The 19,100-nt window shown below is 43.0% G+C and carries 16 protein-coding genes; 15 read left to right on the top strand and 1 reads right to left on the bottom strand.

Going from position 1 to position 19,100, the window contains the following annotated elements:
- Nucleotides 1-320: 320 nt before the first annotated feature.
- Entirely contained in the window at nt 321-1,475 is a 1,155-nt protein-coding gene (locus ACESOD_RS05705) for an MFS transporter (protein WP_373094466.1), read from the top strand.
- A 297-nt stretch (nt 1,476-1,772) separates the two neighbouring features.
- Here the strand turns inward: ACESOD_RS05705 and ACESOD_RS05700 are convergent, their stop codons facing one another.
- Entirely contained in the window at nt 1,773-2,393 is a 621-nt protein-coding gene (locus ACESOD_RS05700; RefSeq protein ID WP_373094465.1) for a TVP38/TMEM64 family protein, read from the bottom strand.
- A gap of 136 nt (nt 2,394-2,529) precedes the next feature.
- Between ACESOD_RS05700 and ACESOD_RS05695 the strand changes: the two genes are divergently transcribed.
- The 14 genes from ACESOD_RS05695 (at nt 2,530) to ACESOD_RS05630 (ending at nt 19,004) form a co-directional block, all read left to right on the top strand.
- Nucleotides 2,530-5,175 carry a DEAD/DEAH box helicase family protein gene (locus ACESOD_RS05695; protein WP_373094464.1) on the top strand — a complete coding sequence of 882 codons (2,646 nt, stop codon included), beginning with the start codon at nt 2,530-2,532 and terminating at the stop codon, nt 5,173-5,175.
- A 40-nt stretch (nt 5,176-5,215) separates the two neighbouring features.
- On the top strand, nt 5,216-5,620 hold the full coding sequence (locus ACESOD_RS05690; protein ID WP_373094463.1) for a YbgA family protein: 405 nt from the start codon (nt 5,216-5,218) through the stop codon (nt 5,618-5,620).
- Nucleotides 5,604-5,969, top strand: a complete 366-nt coding sequence (locus ACESOD_RS05685) for a TIGR02328 family protein (RefSeq protein WP_373094462.1) — start codon at nt 5,604-5,606, stop codon at nt 5,967-5,969. Before ACESOD_RS05690 ends, ACESOD_RS05685 begins: the two co-directional genes overlap by 17 nt.
- A gap of 184 nt (nt 5,970-6,153) precedes the next feature.
- Nucleotides 6,154-6,447, top strand: coding sequence for a helix-turn-helix domain-containing protein (locus ACESOD_RS05680; protein WP_373094461.1), 294 nt, complete (start codon nt 6,154-6,156; stop codon nt 6,445-6,447).
- Between the two features lie 350 nt (nt 6,448-6,797).
- Nucleotides 6,798-9,047: a 5-methyltetrahydropteroyltriglutamate--homocysteine S-methyltransferase gene (gene metE, locus ACESOD_RS05675; RefSeq protein WP_373094460.1), complete on the top strand. Its 2,250-nt coding sequence runs from the start codon at nt 6,798-6,800 to the stop codon at nt 9,045-9,047.
- 64 nt (nt 9,048-9,111) lie between these two features.
- Nucleotides 9,112-9,981, top strand: a complete 870-nt coding sequence (metF, locus tag ACESOD_RS05670; RefSeq protein ID WP_373094459.1) for a methylenetetrahydrofolate reductase [NAD(P)H] — start codon at nt 9,112-9,114, stop codon at nt 9,979-9,981.
- Nucleotides 9,982-10,438: 457 nt separating this feature from the next.
- On the top strand, nt 10,439-12,661 hold the full coding sequence (pnp, locus tag ACESOD_RS05665) for a polyribonucleotide nucleotidyltransferase (RefSeq protein ID WP_373094458.1): 2,223 nt from the start codon (nt 10,439-10,441) through the stop codon (nt 12,659-12,661).
- Nucleotides 12,662-12,676: 15 nt separating this feature from the next.
- Nucleotides 12,677-13,294, top strand: a complete 618-nt coding sequence (gene cysE, locus ACESOD_RS05660; RefSeq protein WP_373094457.1) for a serine O-acetyltransferase — start codon at nt 12,677-12,679, stop codon at nt 13,292-13,294.
- A gap of 11 nt (nt 13,295-13,305) precedes the next feature.
- Complete coding sequence (locus ACESOD_RS05655) at nt 13,306-14,172, top strand: GNAT family N-acetyltransferase (protein ID WP_373094456.1); 867 nt, start codon at nt 13,306-13,308, stop codon at nt 14,170-14,172.
- A gap of 3 nt (nt 14,173-14,175) precedes the next feature.
- Nucleotides 14,176-14,937, top strand: coding sequence for a nucleoside phosphorylase (locus ACESOD_RS05650; protein WP_373094455.1), 762 nt, complete (start codon nt 14,176-14,178; stop codon nt 14,935-14,937).
- Between the two features lie 228 nt (nt 14,938-15,165).
- Entirely contained in the window at nt 15,166-16,509 is a 1,344-nt protein-coding gene (cysS, locus tag ACESOD_RS05645) for a cysteine--tRNA ligase (protein ID WP_373094454.1), read from the top strand.
- A complete protein-coding gene (locus ACESOD_RS05640) occupies nt 16,502-16,888 on the top strand; it encodes a Mini-ribonuclease 3 (protein WP_045763483.1) in 387 nt (128 codons plus the stop codon). The genes cysS and ACESOD_RS05640 overlap by 8 nt, the downstream gene beginning before the upstream one ends.
- 2 nt (nt 16,889-16,890) lie before the next feature.
- A complete protein-coding gene (locus ACESOD_RS05635; RefSeq protein WP_373094453.1) occupies nt 16,891-17,760 on the top strand; it encodes a helix-turn-helix domain-containing protein in 870 nt (289 codons plus the stop codon).
- Between the two features lie 113 nt (nt 17,761-17,873).
- The gene (locus tag ACESOD_RS05630) at nt 17,874-19,004 is read left to right on the top strand and encodes an ABC transporter ATP-binding protein (RefSeq protein WP_049504000.1); all 1,131 of its coding nucleotides are present in this window, start codon (nt 17,874-17,876) and stop codon (nt 19,002-19,004) included.
- Nucleotides 19,005-19,100: the final 96 nt, after the last annotated feature.

Here is a 19,100-nt window from a genome sequence, read left to right as displayed (position 1 = left end):
TTTTATGTTGAACTTATAAATCATACTCTTCAAAAATCTCTTCAAACCACGTCAGCTTCGTCTTGGCGTATATTTGTTACTGACTTCGTCAGTTCTATCCACAACCTCAAAACAGTGTTTTGAGCAACCTGCGGCTTGCTTCCTAGTTTGCTCTTTGATTTTCATTGAGTATCAGTTGCTTGCCAATTTTTGGGAAACAGTGTATGATAGGAAAGGACCTTTTTGCTAAAAGAGTGATAGGGACTAGATGAAAGATATCTTTTATCTCTAGAGTAATATCTAGCTCTTTTGACTTAACATAAATAATGAATGAGGATAAAATGAAACAATTTTTGGAAAAAGTGAGTATACTTTCCCTGTCGTTAGTATTGATCACATCATTTTCAATATCGAGTGCCCTACCAGCCATGTTTGACTATTATCAGGGCTACTCGACAGGTCAGGTCGAGCTCTTGGTCAGCCTTCCATCCTTTGGGATTATGGCCATGCTCCTTTTAAATGGAGTTTTAGAACGGATTTTTCCTGAACGACTTCAGTTGACCTTGGGACTTTTGATTTTATCAATCAGTGGAACAGCTCCCTTCTGGTATCAGGGATACTACTTTGTTTTTGCCACTCGTCTTCTCTTTGGGATTGGAGTGGGGATGCTTAACGCCAAGGCTATCTCTATCATCAGTGAACGGTACCATGGCAAGACTCGTATCCAGATGCTTGGTTTTCGTGGTTCAGCTGAGGTGGTGGGAGCCTCTATCTTGACCTTGACAGTTGGTCAGCTTTTGGCCTTTGGGTGGACTGCAACCTTCCTAGCCTATGCTGCAGGTTTAGTGGTTCTTGTACTCTTCCTTCTCTTTGTCCCTTATAACAAAGAAGAAGTTCATGAGTCCAAGCAAAAGACAGAAGAAGCAGCGAAACTAACTCGCTCCATGCTACAGCTGATTTTCTTCCTAGCTGTCGGAGCAGCAGTCATTGTATGTACCAATACAGCCATTACCTTCCGTATTCCTAGTCTCATGATTGAGGCAGGCTTTGGAGATGCTCAGTTGTCTAGTCTGGTACTCAGTGCCATGCAGTTGATTGGGATTCTGGCGGGAATTAGCTTTTCTTTCCTCATCTCTGCCTTTAAGGAAAAATTGTTATTGGTTGCGGGTGTAACCTTTGGTATTGGGCAAATCATCATCGCTCTTTCACCTTCTCTTTGGGTAGTCGTTGCAGGTTCTGTTTTAGGAGGATTTGCCTACAGCATTGCCCTTACGACTGTCTTTCAGTTAATTTCTGAGAGAATCCCAGCAAAGCTTCTCAACAAAGCAACTTCCTATGCTGTTTTGGGATGTAGTTTTGGTGCCTCCTTAACACCTTTTGTTCTTTCAGGAATTGGCTTAGTAACAACGAATGGTCGAATGACCTTTATCATTCTAGGAGCATGGATGATTGCGACATCAGTCCTTGTTTCTCTCCTATTGAAAAAAGAAGCTTAACAAAAAGAGGTTGAGAAAAAATCTTTACAATCAGAAAAACGCATACTATCAGGTGTTGAAAAACCTTGATACTATGCGTTTTATTTTTTTCATTTTCTGATAATACTCTTCGAAAATCTCTTCAAACTGCGTCAACGTGTTCTATCCACAACCTCAAAACAGTGTTTTGAGCTGACTTCGTCAGTTCTATCCACAACCTCAAAGCAGTGCTTTGAGCAACCTGCGGCTAGTTTCCTAGTTTGCTCTTTGATTTTCATTGAGTATAAAATTGAGTTTTTGATCAACTTTTTTTAGTGATCAGGCGAACATTTGCCAAAAGTAATCAATGATGTAGGTCAAGCCGTATGTGTAAACAACTAGGGTGAAGGGCTTGGTCAGGACGATGATGGTCATGTAACGCTTGAAGCTCATCTTGGTCAAAGCAGCTAACATACAGAGAAAGTCCGCTGGACTAACCGGCCAAATCATCATAAAGATAAAGAATCGATCAAAGCGATTGCCCTCATCCAGCCAACCGATATACTTGTCATAGGTGCGCTTGCTGACGACAGACTGAACAAAGGGTGCTCCGTAGAGGCGAACCAGGTAAAAGATAATGGCGCAACCAATAACGATTCCAATATAGTTATAAATAGTTCCAATAACGTGCCCGTAGATAAAGACACCTGCCACAGAGGTTAGAGCACCTGGGATGATAGGAACCACCGTCTGTAAAATTTGTAAAAAGATAAAGAGTGGAGGTCCCCAGATACCGGCCTGTTGGATAAAGGCAGATAGGGTTTCCTTGGAATGCAAGACTCCAGCCTGATAGGCCCAGATACAGAAAATCAAAGTACCAACTCCACCGATGATGGAAGAAATATTAATTGCTTGCTGTAGAAGGGGAGAAACAGCTTTCATTTGTTTATCGTGTGACATGTAAACTCCTCTTGAGTAGTATGATTCTACTATACCATATTTTAAGGAGAAAGACTATATGGGGTACTTCATGTGACTTTGCCTCAAGTATGGTAAAATGGGAGTAAGAAAATGGCAGCTTAGAATGAGGAAAATCATGTTAGGATTGAAGTTTAATGGCACTTGGCGCAACTACCAAAGGCAGGTCTTGGATAACTTTCAGGAATATCAAACAGATGGCCATGTCCACTTGGTGGCAGCACCAGGTTCTGGTAAAACAACCATTGGGATCGAGTTGATTGCCCGCTTTGATAAGCCAGCTCTGGTTTTGGTGCCGACGGTTACCATTCGGGAACAGTGGGTGGATAGGATTCGCCTGGCCTTTTTAGAGGATAAGGACCAGGTCACAAGTCTCGTGTCTCAAAATCTCAAGGACATGAAGCAAATTACCATTGCCACCTACCAAGCCTTTCACAGCGCTATGCAACAAGTACAATCTCAAGAAGATAATGGCGAGGTTGAAGACTTTGTCGGCTTTGACCTGATTGCTAGACTCAAGGAAAGGGGCGTTGAAACCCTCTGTCTGGACGAATGCCATCACTTGAGAAATGAATGGTGGAAAAGTCTAGAAGATTTCCGTAAAAATTACCAACAACTGCAAGTCATCTCTCTCACAGCAACACCTCCTTATGACAGTGAGCCAGAACTCTGGGATCGCTATCTCCAAATGTGTGGCGAAATCGACCAAGAAATCACGGTGCCAGAACTAGTCAAGGAAGACACTCTCTGCCCTCATCAGGACTTTGTCTATATCTGTTTTCCAACCAAGGAAGAAGACAAGAAACTGGAAGAATTTGAGGACACCAAGTGGCAATATGTCAGCCAACTAGTCGTTGATCCTGACTTTCAAGAGTTGATTAAGAGTTCCAAGGTTCTCAAAGGGGAAATCTCTGCGGATATGCTCCTCGAAGATCCCAAGTATCTCTCAGCCATCCTCATTTATCTACAGGCTCAAAAGCTGGAAATCCCCAAGCATCTACGAGATTTACTAGGAGCTGAAGGCTTGCCTGCTCTTAATTACTACTGGCTAGAAGTCCTCTTGCAAGGCCTTCTCTATCAGACACCCGACTGGTATGAGGATCCACAGGAGACAAAGAAAAAGATAGAAGCTGAGTTGAAATCAAGAGGATTGATTGAAAAACGTCAGGTCTTCTTGGTCAAATCCAAGGCCAATGACCAAATCCTCAATCAATCTCTAGGAAAACTGGCTGGCATCGCATCTATCTTTGAAACCGAGTATGCTAGTCTAGGTCAGGACTTGAGACAGTTAGTCTTGGCGGACTATATCCGCAAGGATTTTGCCAGTTATCTGGGATATGACCAAGCACCGATCACGCAATTAGGTGTCCTCCCATACTTTGAAACTATTCGCCGAAGTGCGCAAAAACAAGGCCTTTCTGTCCCCATAGCAGTCCTTTCAGGTAGTGTCGTTATCATACCGGCCAGTGTCAAGGAAGAACTCCAAGCACTCTTGCCAACAGTCGCTTTGACCTTCTCAGCCATCGGAAAACTCGATCAAGGCGCCTATCTCCAAGTAGAATTTCCATCTAGCTTTAAGGGGATGGTCGCAGCAGTGACTGAGCTCTTCCAATGTGGTTCTATCCAAGTCTTGGTCGGAACCAAGTCTCTCTTGGGAGAAGGATGGGATGCGCCTTGTGTCAACTCTCTCATCCTAGGAAGTTTTGTCGGAAGCTTTATGCTTAGTAATCAGATGCGGGGCCGTGCTATCCGTATCTGGCCAGGACATCCAGATAAGACCAGCAATATCTGGCACCTTGTAGCCATCAAACCATACAAAAATCCAGCCTTTTCTAAGGAGGATCAAGAAGAACAAGACCTCAATCCATATCAGGACTTGCAAACTCTTGCCCGTCGTATGGACCACTTCCTTGGCTTGTCCTATAAGGAGGATACCATCGAGACAGGTCTGGATCGCTTGGACTTCCCTAAACCACCCTTTAAGAAAAATAAGATTCAAGCCTATAATCAGAAAATCAAGGAATTGTCCAAGGACCGTACCACCCTTCGCAAAAAATGGCAGGAGGCGTTGGTAGTTGCGGATAAGCTAGAGATTGTCAATGAGGTAGCAACAGATCGCAAGCAGATCCCTCTGCTCACTCTTGTTGATGCTGAAAAATGGCTCCGTTATTCCTTTATGCTAACGGCCCTCAATCTCCTCTTTTATATCTTTAGGGTCCGTGGAACTAGTATTCGCTGGTTGTTTGGACTGAGCATCCTCTTTCTAGCCTACACCGTGATTCGCTATTTCTTTTATAAGAGTCCTTATGTACGCCTACGGCAGGCGGGTGAAGGTATTCGTAATGCCATGCTAAAGATGGGGCATTTGTCCGATGACCAGTCGCGCGTGCAGGTAGAGGAAGATAAGGAAAGTTATAGCATTTTTGCCTATCTTAAGGGGGGCAGTATGAGAGATAAGGAGCTCTTCTCTCAGACCTTGGGTGAATTCTTTGCTCCCGTGGACAATCAACGCTACCTCTTAGTAGCAAAAAAAGCACCAGCAGGTCAATCCAAGTATTTTGTAGTTCCTAGCCTCTTTGAAAAGCGCAAGGAAGAAGCTCAGCTCTTTCTGAACTCCGTCGCACCTCACCTAGGTGATTATCAGCTGGTCTACACCCGTAACGAAGCGGGTAGAAAAGTCTTACTCGAAGCCCGGCTCAAATCCCTAGCCAACAAAAACGACCGCCTCCTCACCAAGAAGAAGGTCAAAAGTGCGTTGAAGTAGAAAAAGTACTTTTTGGCTCAAACATGGTATAATGTCAATTATGAATAACAACAACCAACGTGCCCTTTGTCAGCAACTCTGGGCGGAAAATAAATACCTTGTTTTGAGCCATTCAAGCAATATTTACAAGGATATTCGCCAGTATCTCAAGCAAGAAGTGGTGGAGCTGAGTCAGGTTCAAGAGATGATTGATCGTGCCTGCCAGATTCCAGAACACAGGGGTCAGGTTTGTAATGCCTTTCAGCATATTTGGGGCTATTTTAAAAAGCAAGCTAGCCCTGACGAGCGCAAAGACTATATGCTCTTGCTGGATCGCTATCGCTTTGGTCAGGCTTCCAAGGAAGATTTGATTGCTAAGACTCGAGATTTGCTTGAACGTTACCCAAATGCTTATCTGCAAGATTCGACCTTGTTGAAAGGAGACTCCCATGAGACTTTGGCATGAAGATTTGATTCCACAACTACCACGTCCTCAGCTCTTGGGGCAACATCGAGAGTGCTGCGCCCTGCGTGGCAATGGCTGGGGCAGAAAGCATGCGACGGTTGACTATGTCTTTACCCACTCGCCTTATCATCTCTATGCCTATCATCGTTTGATCATGGAGGAGATGGCTGACCGTGGCTACAATGTCAGTCCAGAGTGGCTGGATAAGAACTACCGAGGTAAGACCTGCCCTCCTTATGAAAATTTAACAGAGGAAAAGCTGAAAAGTCCTATCTATAGTGAACATGACGCTGCCTACTATGAGGAGTGTCTGGCTAATCTCCGAGAGAAGGGGATAGAGCTGGAGTAAGAGTCAGGATTAGCTCCACTTTATAACTCTTTTCGTATTTTTTCGAATAATAAAAATGGGACCTTTAGAATGATTCTAAGGTCTTCTTTTTATGAATACAAGGATTTACTTTTAATAACTTTTAAGTTATAATTTAAAAAAGCCAAGCGTGAACTGAAGGACTTAAAAGAAAGAGGAGTAAGTGATGAAAAATAGTGCCATTGGGAGTAACTGGAAGGATGTTCGGTCTCAACTCTTTACCAAGGAGGAAATCCTTGAGAGTGATATGCGAGTGACTATCATGAGTGAGTTAATTGAAGCTAGACATGAGCAAGGTATCAGTCAGAAAAAACTAGAAGAACTCAGTGGAGTGAGCCAGCCTGTCATAGCTAGGATGGAAACAGGAAAGACGAGTCCTCAGTTGGATACCGTCTTAAAAGTTCTAGCCAGTTTAGGCAAGACACTCGCAGTCGTCCCGCTTGAACAGGAAAAAGGTTGATAGGGATGAAATGACTTGGTTTGCTAAAATCATCCACTGGATAATTTTACCTCCCGTCCGCACTTTTTCAGGGAAATATCAGAATTACAAAAGAAAACCAACTTATAGTCTTTTCTAATACCAAGCCATAGTCAGCTCTCGGTTCACTAATATTTTGTTCTAAACGTATATATTTAAAAACTCTATTAACCATTATCTATCAAGGATTTGGGGAATCTTCTCCAAATCTTTTTTTGTACTTCAAATAACGATATAGTTTCAAACTATATCAAAGCCTAATTTTTTACAATTATACAGATGATTTCTTTTCTGTTAAGATAGTTTCAACAACAATTTTTGGAGGACAAAACATGTCAACTACAATTATCGGTTTCCCACGTTTGGGTGAATTCCGCGAATTAAAATTTACAACTGAAAAATATTTTAGAAAAGAAATCTCAGAAGAAGAACTTTTAGCTGCTGCGAAAGAATTGCGTGCAAAACACTGGAACATCGTTAAAGAAAAAGGCATCACTGAAATTCCATCAAATGACTTTTCTCACTATGACAACTTCCTTGATGCTGCCTTCCTTTTCAACGTAGTGCCTGCATCTGTTCAAAACTTGGACTTATCAGACCTTGAACGTTACTTTGCTTTGGGACGCGGTTACCAAGGAGAAAAAGGGGATGTTCGTGCCCTTCCGATGAAGAAATGGTTCAACACCAACTACCACTACATCGTTCCTAAATTTGAAAAAGACACTCAAGTAAAATTGGCTGGTCACAAGATCTTTGATGAGTTCCAAGAAGCTAAAGAACTTGGTCTTAACACTCGTCCTGTCCTTGTAGGTCCATTCACGTTCCTTCAATTGTCAGACTTTGAAGAAGGTGTGAAAGCAGAAGATTTCGTGGATAGCTTAGTAGCTGCTTACCAAGATGTTTTTGCGAAATTGGCTGAACTTGGTGCAACTCGTATCCAACTCGACGAAGCTGCTCTTGTCAAAGACTTGACAGAAGAAGAAAAAGCTCTCTTCTTGAACCTCTATAACAAACTATTGGCTGACAAAAAAGGTCTTGAAGTCTTGCTTCAAACTTACTTCGGTGACGTGCGTGACGTTTACGCTGACCTTGTGAAATTGCCAGTAGATGCGATCGGTCTTGACTTCGTTGAAGGTAAGAAAACTCTTGAACTCGTTAAAGGTGGCTTCCCAGCTGACAAGACTCTTTATGCAGGTATTGTCAATGGTAAGAACATCTGGCGCAACAACTACGAAAAGAGTTTGGCTGTTCTTGAGCAAATCCCAGCTGAAAATATCGTTTTGACAAGCTCATGTTCACTTCTTCATGTGCCATTTACAACAGCAAATGAAGACTTTGAACCAGCTATCTTGAACCACTTTGCTTTTGCAGTTGAAAAATTGGATGAAATCCGTGACTTGGATGCTATTCGCAACGGTCAAGGAGCAGAAGCTCTTGCAGCAAACAAAGAACTCTTTGCGACTGAACGTGTTGGTGAAAATGCGGAACTTCGTGCACGTATCGCTGGATTGACTGACGCAGACTACACTCGTTTGCCAGCCTTCGCAGAACGTGAAGCTATCCAAGAAGAAGCATTCAAACTTCCAGCTCTTCCAACAACAACGATCGGTTCATTCCCTCAAACTAAGGAAGTTCGTGCTAAACGTTTGGCCTTCCGTAAGGGTGAATTGTCACAAGAAGAATACGATGCCTTCCTTGCTGAAACGATCGACGAATGGATCAAATGGCAAGAAGAAGTTGGATTTGACGTGCTTGTACACGGTGAATTCGAGCGTAACGACATGGTTGAGTACTTCGGTCAAAACTTGTCAGGTTACCTCTTCTCTAAGAACGGTTGGGTACAATCATACGGTATGCGTGGGGTTAAACCACCAATCATCTGGGGTGATGTGACTCGTCTCAACCCTATCACTGTGAAATGGTCTAGCTATGCACAAAGCCGTACGGACAAACCTGTTAAAGGTATGTTGACTGGACCTGTTACTATCCTTAACTGGTCATTCCCACGTGAAGACATCTCTATCAAGGATTCTACTCTTCAAATCGCTCTTGCTATCAAAGATGAAGTTCTTGACCTTGAAGCTGCAGGCGTGAAAATCATCCAAATCGACGAGGCTGCTCTTCGTGAAAAATTGCCACTCCGTCGTAGCGACTGGTACGAAGACTACCTTGACTGGGCTATCCCAGCCTTCCGTTTGGTACACTCAACAGTAGCACCAGACACACAAATCCACACTCACATGTGTTACTCAGAATTTACAGATATCATCCCAGCTATCGACAACTTGGATGCAGACGTTATCTCATTTGAAGCTAGCCGTTCAAACCTTGAAATCTTGGATGAACTAAAAGCGAAAAACTTCCAAACAGAAGTTGGACCTGGGGTTTACGATATCCACTCACCTCGTGTGCCTAACGAAGGCGAAATCGACCACACAATCGAAGCAATCCTTGCTAAAGTTCCAAGCAGAAAAGTTTGGATTAACCCTGACTGTGGTTTGAAAACACGTGGTATTCCAGAAACGAAAGAAAGCTTGATCCGCCTTGTAGAAGCTGCGAAAGCTGCGCGTGAGAAATTGTAAGAAAAGACAGTTCTCCATGCATCGTTGATCAGTAAGAAATCAACTAGAAAAAGGTTTATACATTATGTCACGTCAAACACCGTCCCTCTCATTTGAAGTTTTCCCTCCAAACCCAGCAGTAGGCAATGACAAAATTATTGCAGCCCTGAAAGATATGCAGGACTTGGCGCCACACTTCATCAGTGTGACTGCCAGCAATAATAAATTTAATATCAAAGAGACGACAGTTCGTTTGGCAGACTATATCCAAAATGACTTGGAGATTCCAACCATTGCTCACTTGCCAGCTATCTATCTGACTAAGGATAAGGTGGCTGATACCATTGCAGATTTGGATAAGGTTGGGGTTCAGAAAATCTTGGCTCTTCGTGGAGATCTCATTCCTGATGTGGAACCACAAAAAGATTTCCGTTATGCCACAGACTTGATTGAGTTTATCAAGGACCAAGCCCCGCACTTTGAAATCATTGGAGCTTGTTACCCAGAAGGGCACCCTGATTCGCCAAACCAAATCTCAGATATTCAAAATCTGAAAAGAAAAGTAGATGCAGGCTGTTCAAGTCTTGTCACCCAGCTTTTCTTTGACAATGAGCGTTTCTACGATTTCCAAGATAAATGTACCTTGGCTGGGATTGATGTTCCTATCCATGCTGGAATTATGCCAATCCTGAATCGTAACCAAGCGCTTCGTCTCTTGAAGACTTGTGAGAATATCCATCTCCCACGTAAGTTCAAGGCTATTTTGGACAAGTATGAGAATGACCCTGAGTCACTCAGAGCAGCAGGACTTGCCTATGCCGTAGACCAAATCGTGGACTTGGTAACGCAAGACGTAGCAGGTGTGCATCTCTACACCATGAACAATGCAGATACTGCTCAGTACATTCACCAAGCAACCCATGCCTTGTTTAATCACCAACCTCAAGGATCATAATCAATAAACCATTCCTCTTTTCATAGAGGAATGGTTCCTTTTTAATAGAAAAGCCAGCACTTTTTAAGAAAAATATGATAAAATAGACTCTGTACGTACTTGATACAAAGATGAGGGTATTTAGGTTATTAAGGTTGCAAAAACTCAACTCAAAAAGTCCAAAATATCTTGAGTAATTGAATTTTGGTCTCATTTCTTAGGAAAAAAGATAAGCTTCCTAGCACTCATCGAGTGCGACGTCACCTTCCTATTTTTCTACAGAAATGTTCGGCAATCCGAACCGTCCAAAATATCTTGAGTAATTGAACCCGGCCGAAAAGCTGTGTAAAAAAGATAAACTGTCTTGTCTTCATCGAAGACTTCACCAGTTTCCTATTTTTACTTTGCTTTTGACGTCCTTAGTATCTTGATCTTTGTAGGCAAGGCGTATAATTTTATCAATCCAAAGGGGATTAAAATGACAAAACAAGTGTTTCAAACGACTTTTGCGGGTCGTGAGTTGATCGTAGAGACTGGTCAGGTTGCGAAGCAAGCAAATGGCTCTGTTGTCGTGCGTTACGGTGAGTCAACTGTCTTGACTGCTGCCGTTATGTCTAAGAAGATGGCAACTGGGGATTTCTTCCCACTTCAAGTCAACTACGAAGAAAAAATGTATGCGGCTGGGAAATTTCCTGGTGGCTTTATGAAACGTGAAGGACGTCCTTCAACAGATGCGACTTTGACAGCGCGTTTGATCGACCGTCCAATACGTCCAATGTTTGCGGAAGGTTTCCGTAACGAAGTGCAAGTCATCAACACAGTTCTTTCTTACGATGAAAATGCATCTGCACCAATGGCAGCTATGTTTGGTTCATCATTGGCACTTTCTATCTCAGATATTCCATTTGACGGACCAATCGCTGGGGTACAAGTAGGTTATGTTGACGGGGAAATCATCATCAACCCAACTCAAGAACAAGCAGAGCAATCGCTTCTTGAATTGACAGTAGCTGGTACGAAACATGCTATCAACATGGTAGAGTCTGGTGCCAAAGAATTGTCAGAAGAAATCATGTTGGAAGCTCTTCTCAAAGGACACGAAGCTGTTAAAGAATTGATTGCCTTCCAAGAAGAAATCGTTGCGGCAGTCGGTAAGGAAAAAGCAGAAGTAGAATTGCTTCATGTAGATGCTGACTTGCAGGCGGAAATCATCGCAGCCTACAACAGCGACCTTCAAAAAGCAGTCCAAGTAGAAGAAAAATTGGCGCGTGAAGCTGCAACTCAAGCAGTGAAAGACCAAGTTACAGCAGTTTACGAAGAAAAATATGCAGACCACGAAGAATTTGACCGCATCATGCGTGATGTGGCTGAAATCTTGGAACAAATGGAACACGCAGAAGTGCGCCGTTTGATCACAGAAGACAAGGTTCGTCCTGACGGTCGTAAGGTCGATGAAATCCGTCCTTTGGATGCGGTTGTTGACTTCCTTCCTCGCGTACACGGTTCAGGACTCTTTACGCGTGGACAAACTCAGGCTCTTTCTATCTTGACTTTGGCGCCAATGGGTGAAACGCAAATCATCGATGGTTTGGATCCAGAGTACAAGAAACGCTTTATGCACCACTATAACTTCCCACAATACTCTGTTGGGGAAACTGGTCGTTACGGTGCGCCAGGTCGTCGTGAAATTGGTCACGGTGCTCTCGGTGAGCGTGCCCTTGCTCAAGTATTGCCAAGCTTGGAAGAATTCCCATACGCGATCCGTTTGGTAGCAGAAGTCTTGGAATCAAACGGTTCTTCTTCACAAGCCTCTATCTGTGCGGGGACACTTGCCCTTATGGCTGGTGGTGTGCCAATCAAGGCGCCAGTAGCTGGTATTGCTATGGGTCTTATCTCAGATGGAAACAACTATACAGTATTGACAGATATCCAAGGTTTGGAAGACCACTTTGGAGATATGGACTTCAAGGTTGCAGGTACTCGTGATGGGATTACAGCTCTTCAGATGGATATCAAGATCCAAGGAATTACTGCAGAAATCTTGACTGAAGCTCTTGCTCAAGCCAAGAAAGCTCGTTTTGAAATCCTTGATGTCATTGAAGCAACCATTCCAGAAGTTCGTCCAGAATTGGCTCCAACTGCTCCGAAAATTGATACCATCAAGATTGATGTGGACAAGATTAAGATTGTTATTGGTAAGGGTGGGGAAACCATCGATAAGATCATCGCTGAAACAGGCGTTAAGATTGATATCGACGAAGAAGGTAACGTTTCTATCTACTCTAGTGACCAAGCTGCCATTAACCGCGCTAAAGAAATCATTGCTGGTTTGGTTCGTGAAGCGAAAGTGGATGAAGTCTACCATGCCAAAGTTGTGCGTATCGAGAAATTCGGTGCCTTTGTCAACCTCTTTGACAAGACTGACGCTCTCGTTCACATCTCTGAAATGGCTTGGACTCGCACTAACCGTGTCGAAGACTTGGTAGCCATTGGTGATGAAGTGGATGTTAAGATTATCAAGATTGATGAAAAAGGTCGTGTAGATGCTTCGATGAAAGCACTCTTGCCACGTCCACCGAAACCTGAACATTCAGAAGATAAAGGTGAAAAGGGTCATCGTCATGGCGATCGTCCTCGTCACCACCACAAGGACCACAAACCTAAGAAAGAAACTACAGAAACACCAAAAGACTCAGAATAAGAAAAGGAGAATTGTATGGGATGGTGGCGTGAAACCATTGATATCGTAAAAGAAAATGATCCAGCGGCTCGCACCACTTTGGAGGTTCTTTTGACCTATCCTGGTGTCAAAGCCTTAGCTGCCCACCGTCTCTCTCATTTTCTCTGGGAGAATGGCTTTAAGCTCTTAGCTCGTATGCACAGCCAGTTTTGGCGCTTTTGGACACAAATCGAGATTCATCCGGGTGCTCAGATTGACTCAGGTGTCTTCATCGACCACGGTTCTGGTCTTGTGATTGGGGAAACAGCTATCGTTGAAAAAGGGGTTCTTCTCTACCACGGGGTAACTCTTGGTGGGACAGGGAAGGATGTTGGCAAACGCCATCCGACCGTGCGTAAGGGAGCTCTCATATCTGCACATGCCCAAGTTATCGGGCCTGTAGAAATCGGTGAAAATGCCAAAGTCGGTGCTGCAGCAGTTGTTGTGGCAGATGTTCCTAGCGATGTGACGGTTGTCGGTATTCCTGCCAAGATTGTTCGAGTACATGGACAAAAGGATGAACCCACCATTCATGAAGTTGAAGGAAAACGGGAATACTACGTCAATAAACTCGAGCAAGCGAGAGATGCTAGTCATAGATCGTCTGGGCTGTAGAGGATATCTGTATGATTCAAGTAAGAAATAAGTTAAGCCAAGAGGAGTTATTTGAAGCGAAAAAACTAATTAACTGTTGTCAAGCCTATGATGGAACTTATCGTGATCCTTATCTTTCTAACATGCTTAATTTTGACCTAAACATGCCCGCCTTTTTCCTTTTTTACGAAAAAAGCGAACTTGTTGGTTTGTTAACTGTCTATGCTGATGACCAAGATGTGGAAGTGACGATACTGGTTCATCCCAATCATCGCCGTCAGGGAATTGCACGTGCTTTATTTACTAGCTTTGAGAAAGAAACGACTTCTTTCCCTATTCGTTCAGTGACTTTTCAGACAGAACGTATTTTTCTAGACCGTCATCCTGGTTTTGTCAGCAACTGGGGACTAATTGAGGATGAAGAGACAGAAACCTGGTTAGGACGTGATCGAACTGCTTATGCATTAGATTCCCGTTCGGATGTCGATGTGCTCTTGGCAGAACCTTCTTATCTTGAAGCCATTGCCCAGCTCCACCACCAAACCTTTTCAGATGAAGTGGAAGCACCGGAAGTGAGCCACAGATACATTTCGGAGGCCTTGGAGGATCCTGATAGTCTGCTTTACATATTACTCAAAGAAGGTCAAGTGATTGGCGTTTGTACGGTCGATGTGTCTGGAAAATGCAATTACCTTTATGGACTTGCGATTGCTGAAGTCAATCGTGGAAAAGGTTATGGAAGCTATTTAGCAAAATCCCTCGTCAACCAACTGATTGAGCAAAATGATAAGGAATTTCAGATTGCAGTAGAGGACAGCAACGTCGGTGCCAAACGCTTATATGAAAAGATTGGCTTTGTCAAACAAACCCAAGTGGTTTATCTGAATGCGAAAGAGTAATAAATGCTATTAGAAGAATTTGAAAATGTACCTGCTGTTATCGAGCCAACTGATCGAAGCCTCCTTAGTGGTGGAGAAGTTTGTGATACCATTATCTTGTCTTTTAATGGAGAAATCCTTGAACGAGTAAAGCAGATAGATGGTGTCTACGAAGGTGGCTATCTTACCAATCTAAATGGCAAACTACCATGGTATATCTATGAAAAAGGTGGGAGTAAGGTAGCAGTTGCTATGGCTACGATTGGTGCTCCAATGATTGTTGGACTCTTAGAAGAACTCAAAGCAAGAGGATTTAAGAACTTTATTGTTTTGGGATCTTGCGGAGTTCTGGACCAGTCTATTCAAGCAGATAAGATTATCCTACCAAGCTCGGCTTTACGTGATGAAGGTACTAGTTATCACTATGCTCCAGCGAGTGATGAAATAGCTTATGAGCGATCTCTACTCTTAACTATGGAAAAAGCCTTGGATAAAGCTGGTATTGAGCACATTCGTACCAAGTCTTGGACCACAGATGCCTTCTATCGTGAGACAGCCGCTAAGGTCAAACGAAGACTAGCAGCAGGAGCTAGAGTTGTAGATATGGAAGCTTCAGCTATCATGGCCTGGGCCCAATATCGACAAGCCAATGTCTATCAATTTTTCTACACAGCTGACTATGTCGACCATCACAATCACGAATGGGATGCTAGACGCGAGGATAGAAAAGCGGATTCTATGACTTTCTTTGAGATTGCCCTAGTCATTGCTCAAGAGTTAGTTTAGACTAGTCTTTACGATAAATTCGAAACAAGAAAGGAAGGGAGCCTAACGGAAAACATAGCAATAAAACTTCCGTAGTGACTCCCTTCATCTTTTTACTTCATTCTTCTTTTATGTTTAGAAAGGAGCAAGGAAATCCGATTTGTGACAGGTAATCGGACTAAAATTTCGTTGAACAGTTAGTTATGAAAATATCTGTTTATGAATTTTAGCTTTCCTGACTATTATTTTATGATTAAAATCTATGACACTATGTCGCGTGATTTGCGAGAATTTGTGCCCATTGAAGAGGGCAAGGTTCGCATGTATGTCTGTGGGCCGACAGTTTATAACTATATCCACGTGGGGAATGCCCGCTCAACAGTAGCCTTCGATACCATTCGTCGCTACTTTGAGTACCGTGGTTATGAGGTTGCCTACATTTCAAACTTTACCGATGTGGATGATAAGATTATCAACCGTGCCAAGGAAGAAGGTATCACACCTCAGGAAGTAGCGGACAAGTATATCGCTGCCTTTCGTGAAGATGTGACGGCTTTGGGTGTGAAACCTGCGACTCGTCATCCACGTGTTGTAGAGTTTATGGCTGACATCATCCGTTTTGTAGAAGACTTGATTGAAAAGGGCTATGCTTATGAGAGTCAAGGGGATGTCTATTTCCGTGTAGAAAAATCCCACAACTATGCTAAATTGGCCAATAAAACCCTAGAAGACTTGGAACTAGGTGCTTCAGGTCGAACGGATGAAGAAACAGCTCGCAAGGAAAATCCTGTGGACTTTGCCCTTTGGAAAGCTGCCAAACCAGGTGAGATTTCTTGGGAGAGTCCTTGGGGACCAGGTCGTCCAGGCTGGCATATCGAGTGTTCGGTCATGTCAACTGAGATTTTAGGCGATACCATCGATATTCACGGTGGTGGAGCTGACCTTGAGTTTCCACACCACACCAACGAAATTGCCCAGTCAGAAGCTAAAACAGGCAAGACCTTCGCTAACTACTGGATGCACAATGGCTTTGTCAATATCGATAATGTCAAGATGTCTAAGTCCTTGGGTAATTTTATCACTGTACACGATGCCCTCGAAACGATTGATGGGCAAGTGCTACGTTTCTTTTTTGCCACTCAGCACTACCGCAAGCCTATCAATTTTACGGAAAAAGCAGTGCGTGATGCAGAGACTAATCTCAAGTATTTGAAGAACACTTACGAGCAACCATTCTCTGGAACTGTAGATGCTCAAGAGTTACAGGTTTTTAAAGATAAGTTTGTAGCGGCCATGGATGAGGATTTCAATACAGCTAACGGAATCACAGTTGTCTTTGAAATGGCCAAATGGATCAACTCAGGCAACTATGATGAATCTGTTAAGGAAGCCCTTGCAGCCATGTTAGAAGTCTTTGGAGTGGTCTTTGTTGAGGAAGTTTTGGATGAAGAGATTGAAGCCTTGATTCAAAAACGCCAAGAAGCGCGTGCTAATAAAGACTTTGCGACAGCTGACCAAATCCGTGACCAACTAGCTGCACAAGGGATTAAGTTGCTTGATACCAAGGATGGAGTGAGGTGGACTCGTGATTGATGTCAATCTCATTAACGGGATTGCGTTAGCCTTTGAAGGGGATGCGGTGTATTCTATGTATATTCGCCGTCATCTCATTCTCAAAGGTATGACCAAGCCCAATAAACTCCACCAAGAGGCAACCAAGTATGTATCAGCTAAGGCTCAGGCACATTTGATTTCCCTCATGCTGGAAGAAGAAGTCCTAACGGAAAAAGAAGAAGAAATCTATAAACGGGGTCGCAACACCAACAGCCATACCAAGGCTAAGAATGCGGATGTGGTAACCTACCGTATGTCTACTGGTTTTGAAGCGGTCATGGGCTATCTTCATATGACTGAAAATGTGGAACGCCTAGAAACCTTGATTTCTTGGTGCATCCAAAAAGTGGAGGGCTAGAAATGATTGCAAAAGAACTACTGGATTGGTTTCCTGATGGTAAAATCTTAGATCAGCCAGTTGATAAAGAGGGTTATCTAAGTCTACCTCTGTCAAATTATCAGTGGCTTTTGCTTGAGGAAGCTAGTCTTAGCGAGCGTGAAAAACAACTGGTGGCTCTCTTAACCAAACAGGAGCAAACCATTTCCCTCAATCCTTGGTATACTTATCTGATCGAAGGTAAGGGACAGGCACCGCAAAACTTTAAAAAGTTGCAGCTTGTTTATTGCCACCTTTCCTATTTCCAACAGGAGAATTTGACGTCTTGGTTGGAGATGATGGGAACCCTCTTTCCAAATTGTCAAACAGTGCTTCAGGTGGGAGCGCAGGATTACATTTTTGTTCTCCAACAGGACAAATACACCTCTGTTCGTTCTATCTTGATGGATACCTTGGAAGCAGTAGAATATGACTTTGGAGTACGTTTATCCATCATGTTAGGTCAGGTCTGGTCACAGACAGGACATCAGGCTCTGTCAGACCTCATCAAAGCAGAACGTGACTTGTTCAAAAACTGGTGGCGACAAGGGCATCAAGGTTTCCATACTTTTTCTCAACTCTATCTGTGGAGTATGGGTGAAAGAATTGTGGATCTTCGAGTGATCAAGGAATATCTGCATCGGATGATTGTGGACCAGGATCAGATTCAGGAAATCATCCTTTCACTGTGGGAAAACAGTGCAGTCCTGACCAAAACAGCTCAACAACTGTATCTGCATCGCAATTCTCTCCAGTACAAGATTGATAAATGGGAAGAATTGACAGGGCTTCAGTTGAAAGAATTGACTGACCTCACCTTGTGTTATCAGTTGATTTTACCAGGTATAATCTAAAGTTTTGTGCAAGTTGCACAGAACTTTTTTATTTTTTTGGTCACTTTGCCATAGAAAAGTAAAACGTTTTCATCTATAATAAAACTATCAAATGACAAAAGGAGTTCTCCACAATGGTAGAATTAAATCTTAAAAATATTTACAAAAAATATCCAAACAGCGAACACTATTCAGTTGAAGATTTCAACTTGAACATCAAAGACAAAGAGTTTATCGTTTTCGTAGGACCTTCAGGATGTGGTAAATCAACTACTCTTCGTATGATTGCTGGTCTTGAAGACATCACAGAAGGTACTGCATCTATCGATGGCGTGGTTGTCAATGACGTAGCTCCAAAAGACCGTGACATCGCCATGGTATTCCAAAACTACGCTCTTTACCCACACATGACTGTATACGATAACATGGCCTTCGGTTTGAAATTGCGTAAATACAGCAAAGAAGATATTGACAAACGTGTACAAGAAGCAGCAGAAATTCTTGGTTTGAAAGAATTCTTGGATCGTAAACCAGCTGACCTTTCAGGGGGTCAACGTCAACGTGTTGCCATGGGTCGTGCAATCGTCCGTGATGCCAAAGTATTCTTGATGGACGAACCTTTGTCAAACTTGGATGCTAAACTTCGTGTATCAATGCGTGCTGAAATCGCTAAAATCCACCGTCGTATCGGAGCTACAACTATCTACGTAACTCACGACCAAACAGAAGCGATGACACTTGCAGACCGTATCGTTATCATGTCAGCAACTAAGAACCCTGCTGGTACAGGTACTATCGGACGTGTTGAACAAATCGGTACTCCTCAAGAAGTTTACAAAAACCCAGTTAACAAATTTGTAGCAGGATTTATCGGAAGCCCAGCTATGAACTTCATCAACGTTAAATTGAACGGTGATCGCATTGTTGCTGACGGATTTACTTTGAAAGTACCAGAAGGTGCTTTGAAAGTTCTTCGTGAAAAAGGTTACGAAGGTAAAGAATTGATCTTCGGTATCCGTCCAGAAGACGTAAATGCTGAACCTGCTTTCCTTGAAACATTCCCAGAATCAGTTGTGAAAGCAACGATCTCTGTATCAGAATTGCTTGGTTCAGAATCTCACCTATACTGCCAAGTTGGTAAAGATGAGTTCGTTGCAAAAGTTGACGCTCGTGACTACTTGCAAGCAGGTGCAACAGTTGAACTTGGATTTGACTTGAACAAAGCACACTTCTTCGACGTAGAAACTGAAAGAACAGTTTACTAAGATAGATTTTAATCAATGAGCACTACTAGAGTTTTTCTAGTAGTGTTTTTTATCAAGTTTAGCAAACTCTTACAGAATGGGCTTTACTAGTTTTCA

This window comes from Streptococcus oralis, assembly GCF_964238205.1.
GTDB classification, from domain to species: Bacteria; Bacillota; Bacilli; order Lactobacillales; family Streptococcaceae; genus Streptococcus; species Streptococcus oralis_CZ.
The sequence above is the reverse complement of the archived record's forward strand: the minus strand, read 5'-3'. Positions and strand labels throughout refer to the sequence as shown.

Bases quoted from the DNA above. Each gene is read 5' to 3' on its own strand.
- pnp (WP_373094458.1), top strand. From the start codon at position 10,439: ATGACAAAACAAGTGTTTCAAACGACTTTTGCGGGTCGTGAGTTGATC.
- ACESOD_RS05655 (WP_373094456.1), top strand. From the start codon at position 13,306: ATGATTCAAGTAAGAAATAAGTTAAGCCAAGAGGAGTTATTTGAAGCG.
- ACESOD_RS05705 (WP_373094466.1), top strand. From the start codon at position 321: ATGAAACAATTTTTGGAAAAAGTGAGTATACTTTCCCTGTCGTTAGTA.
- ACESOD_RS05695 (WP_373094464.1), top strand. From the start codon at position 2,530: ATGTTAGGATTGAAGTTTAATGGCACTTGGCGCAACTACCAAAGGCAG.
- ACESOD_RS05635 (WP_373094453.1), top strand. From the start codon at position 16,891: ATGATTGCAAAAGAACTACTGGATTGGTTTCCTGATGGTAAAATCTTA.
- metF (WP_373094459.1), top strand. From the start codon at position 9,112: ATGTCACGTCAAACACCGTCCCTCTCATTTGAAGTTTTCCCTCCAAAC.
- cysS (WP_373094454.1), top strand. From the start codon at position 15,166: ATGATTAAAATCTATGACACTATGTCGCGTGATTTGCGAGAATTTGTG.
- cysE (WP_373094457.1), top strand. From the start codon at position 12,677: ATGGGATGGTGGCGTGAAACCATTGATATCGTAAAAGAAAATGATCCA.
- ACESOD_RS05630 (WP_049504000.1), top strand. From the start codon at position 17,874: ATGGTAGAATTAAATCTTAAAAATATTTACAAAAAATATCCAAACAGC.
- metE (WP_373094460.1), top strand. From the start codon at position 6,798: ATGTCAACTACAATTATCGGTTTCCCACGTTTGGGTGAATTCCGCGAA.
- ACESOD_RS05700 (WP_373094465.1), bottom strand. From the start codon at position 2,393: ATGTCACACGATAAACAAATGAAAGCTGTTTCTCCCCTTCTACAGCAA.
- ACESOD_RS05680 (WP_373094461.1), top strand. From the start codon at position 6,154: ATGAAAAATAGTGCCATTGGGAGTAACTGGAAGGATGTTCGGTCTCAA.
- ACESOD_RS05690 (WP_373094463.1), top strand. From the start codon at position 5,216: ATGAATAACAACAACCAACGTGCCCTTTGTCAGCAACTCTGGGCGGAA.
- ACESOD_RS05650 (WP_373094455.1), top strand. From the start codon at position 14,176: ATGCTATTAGAAGAATTTGAAAATGTACCTGCTGTTATCGAGCCAACT.
- ACESOD_RS05685 (WP_373094462.1), top strand. From the start codon at position 5,604: ATGAGACTTTGGCATGAAGATTTGATTCCACAACTACCACGTCCTCAG.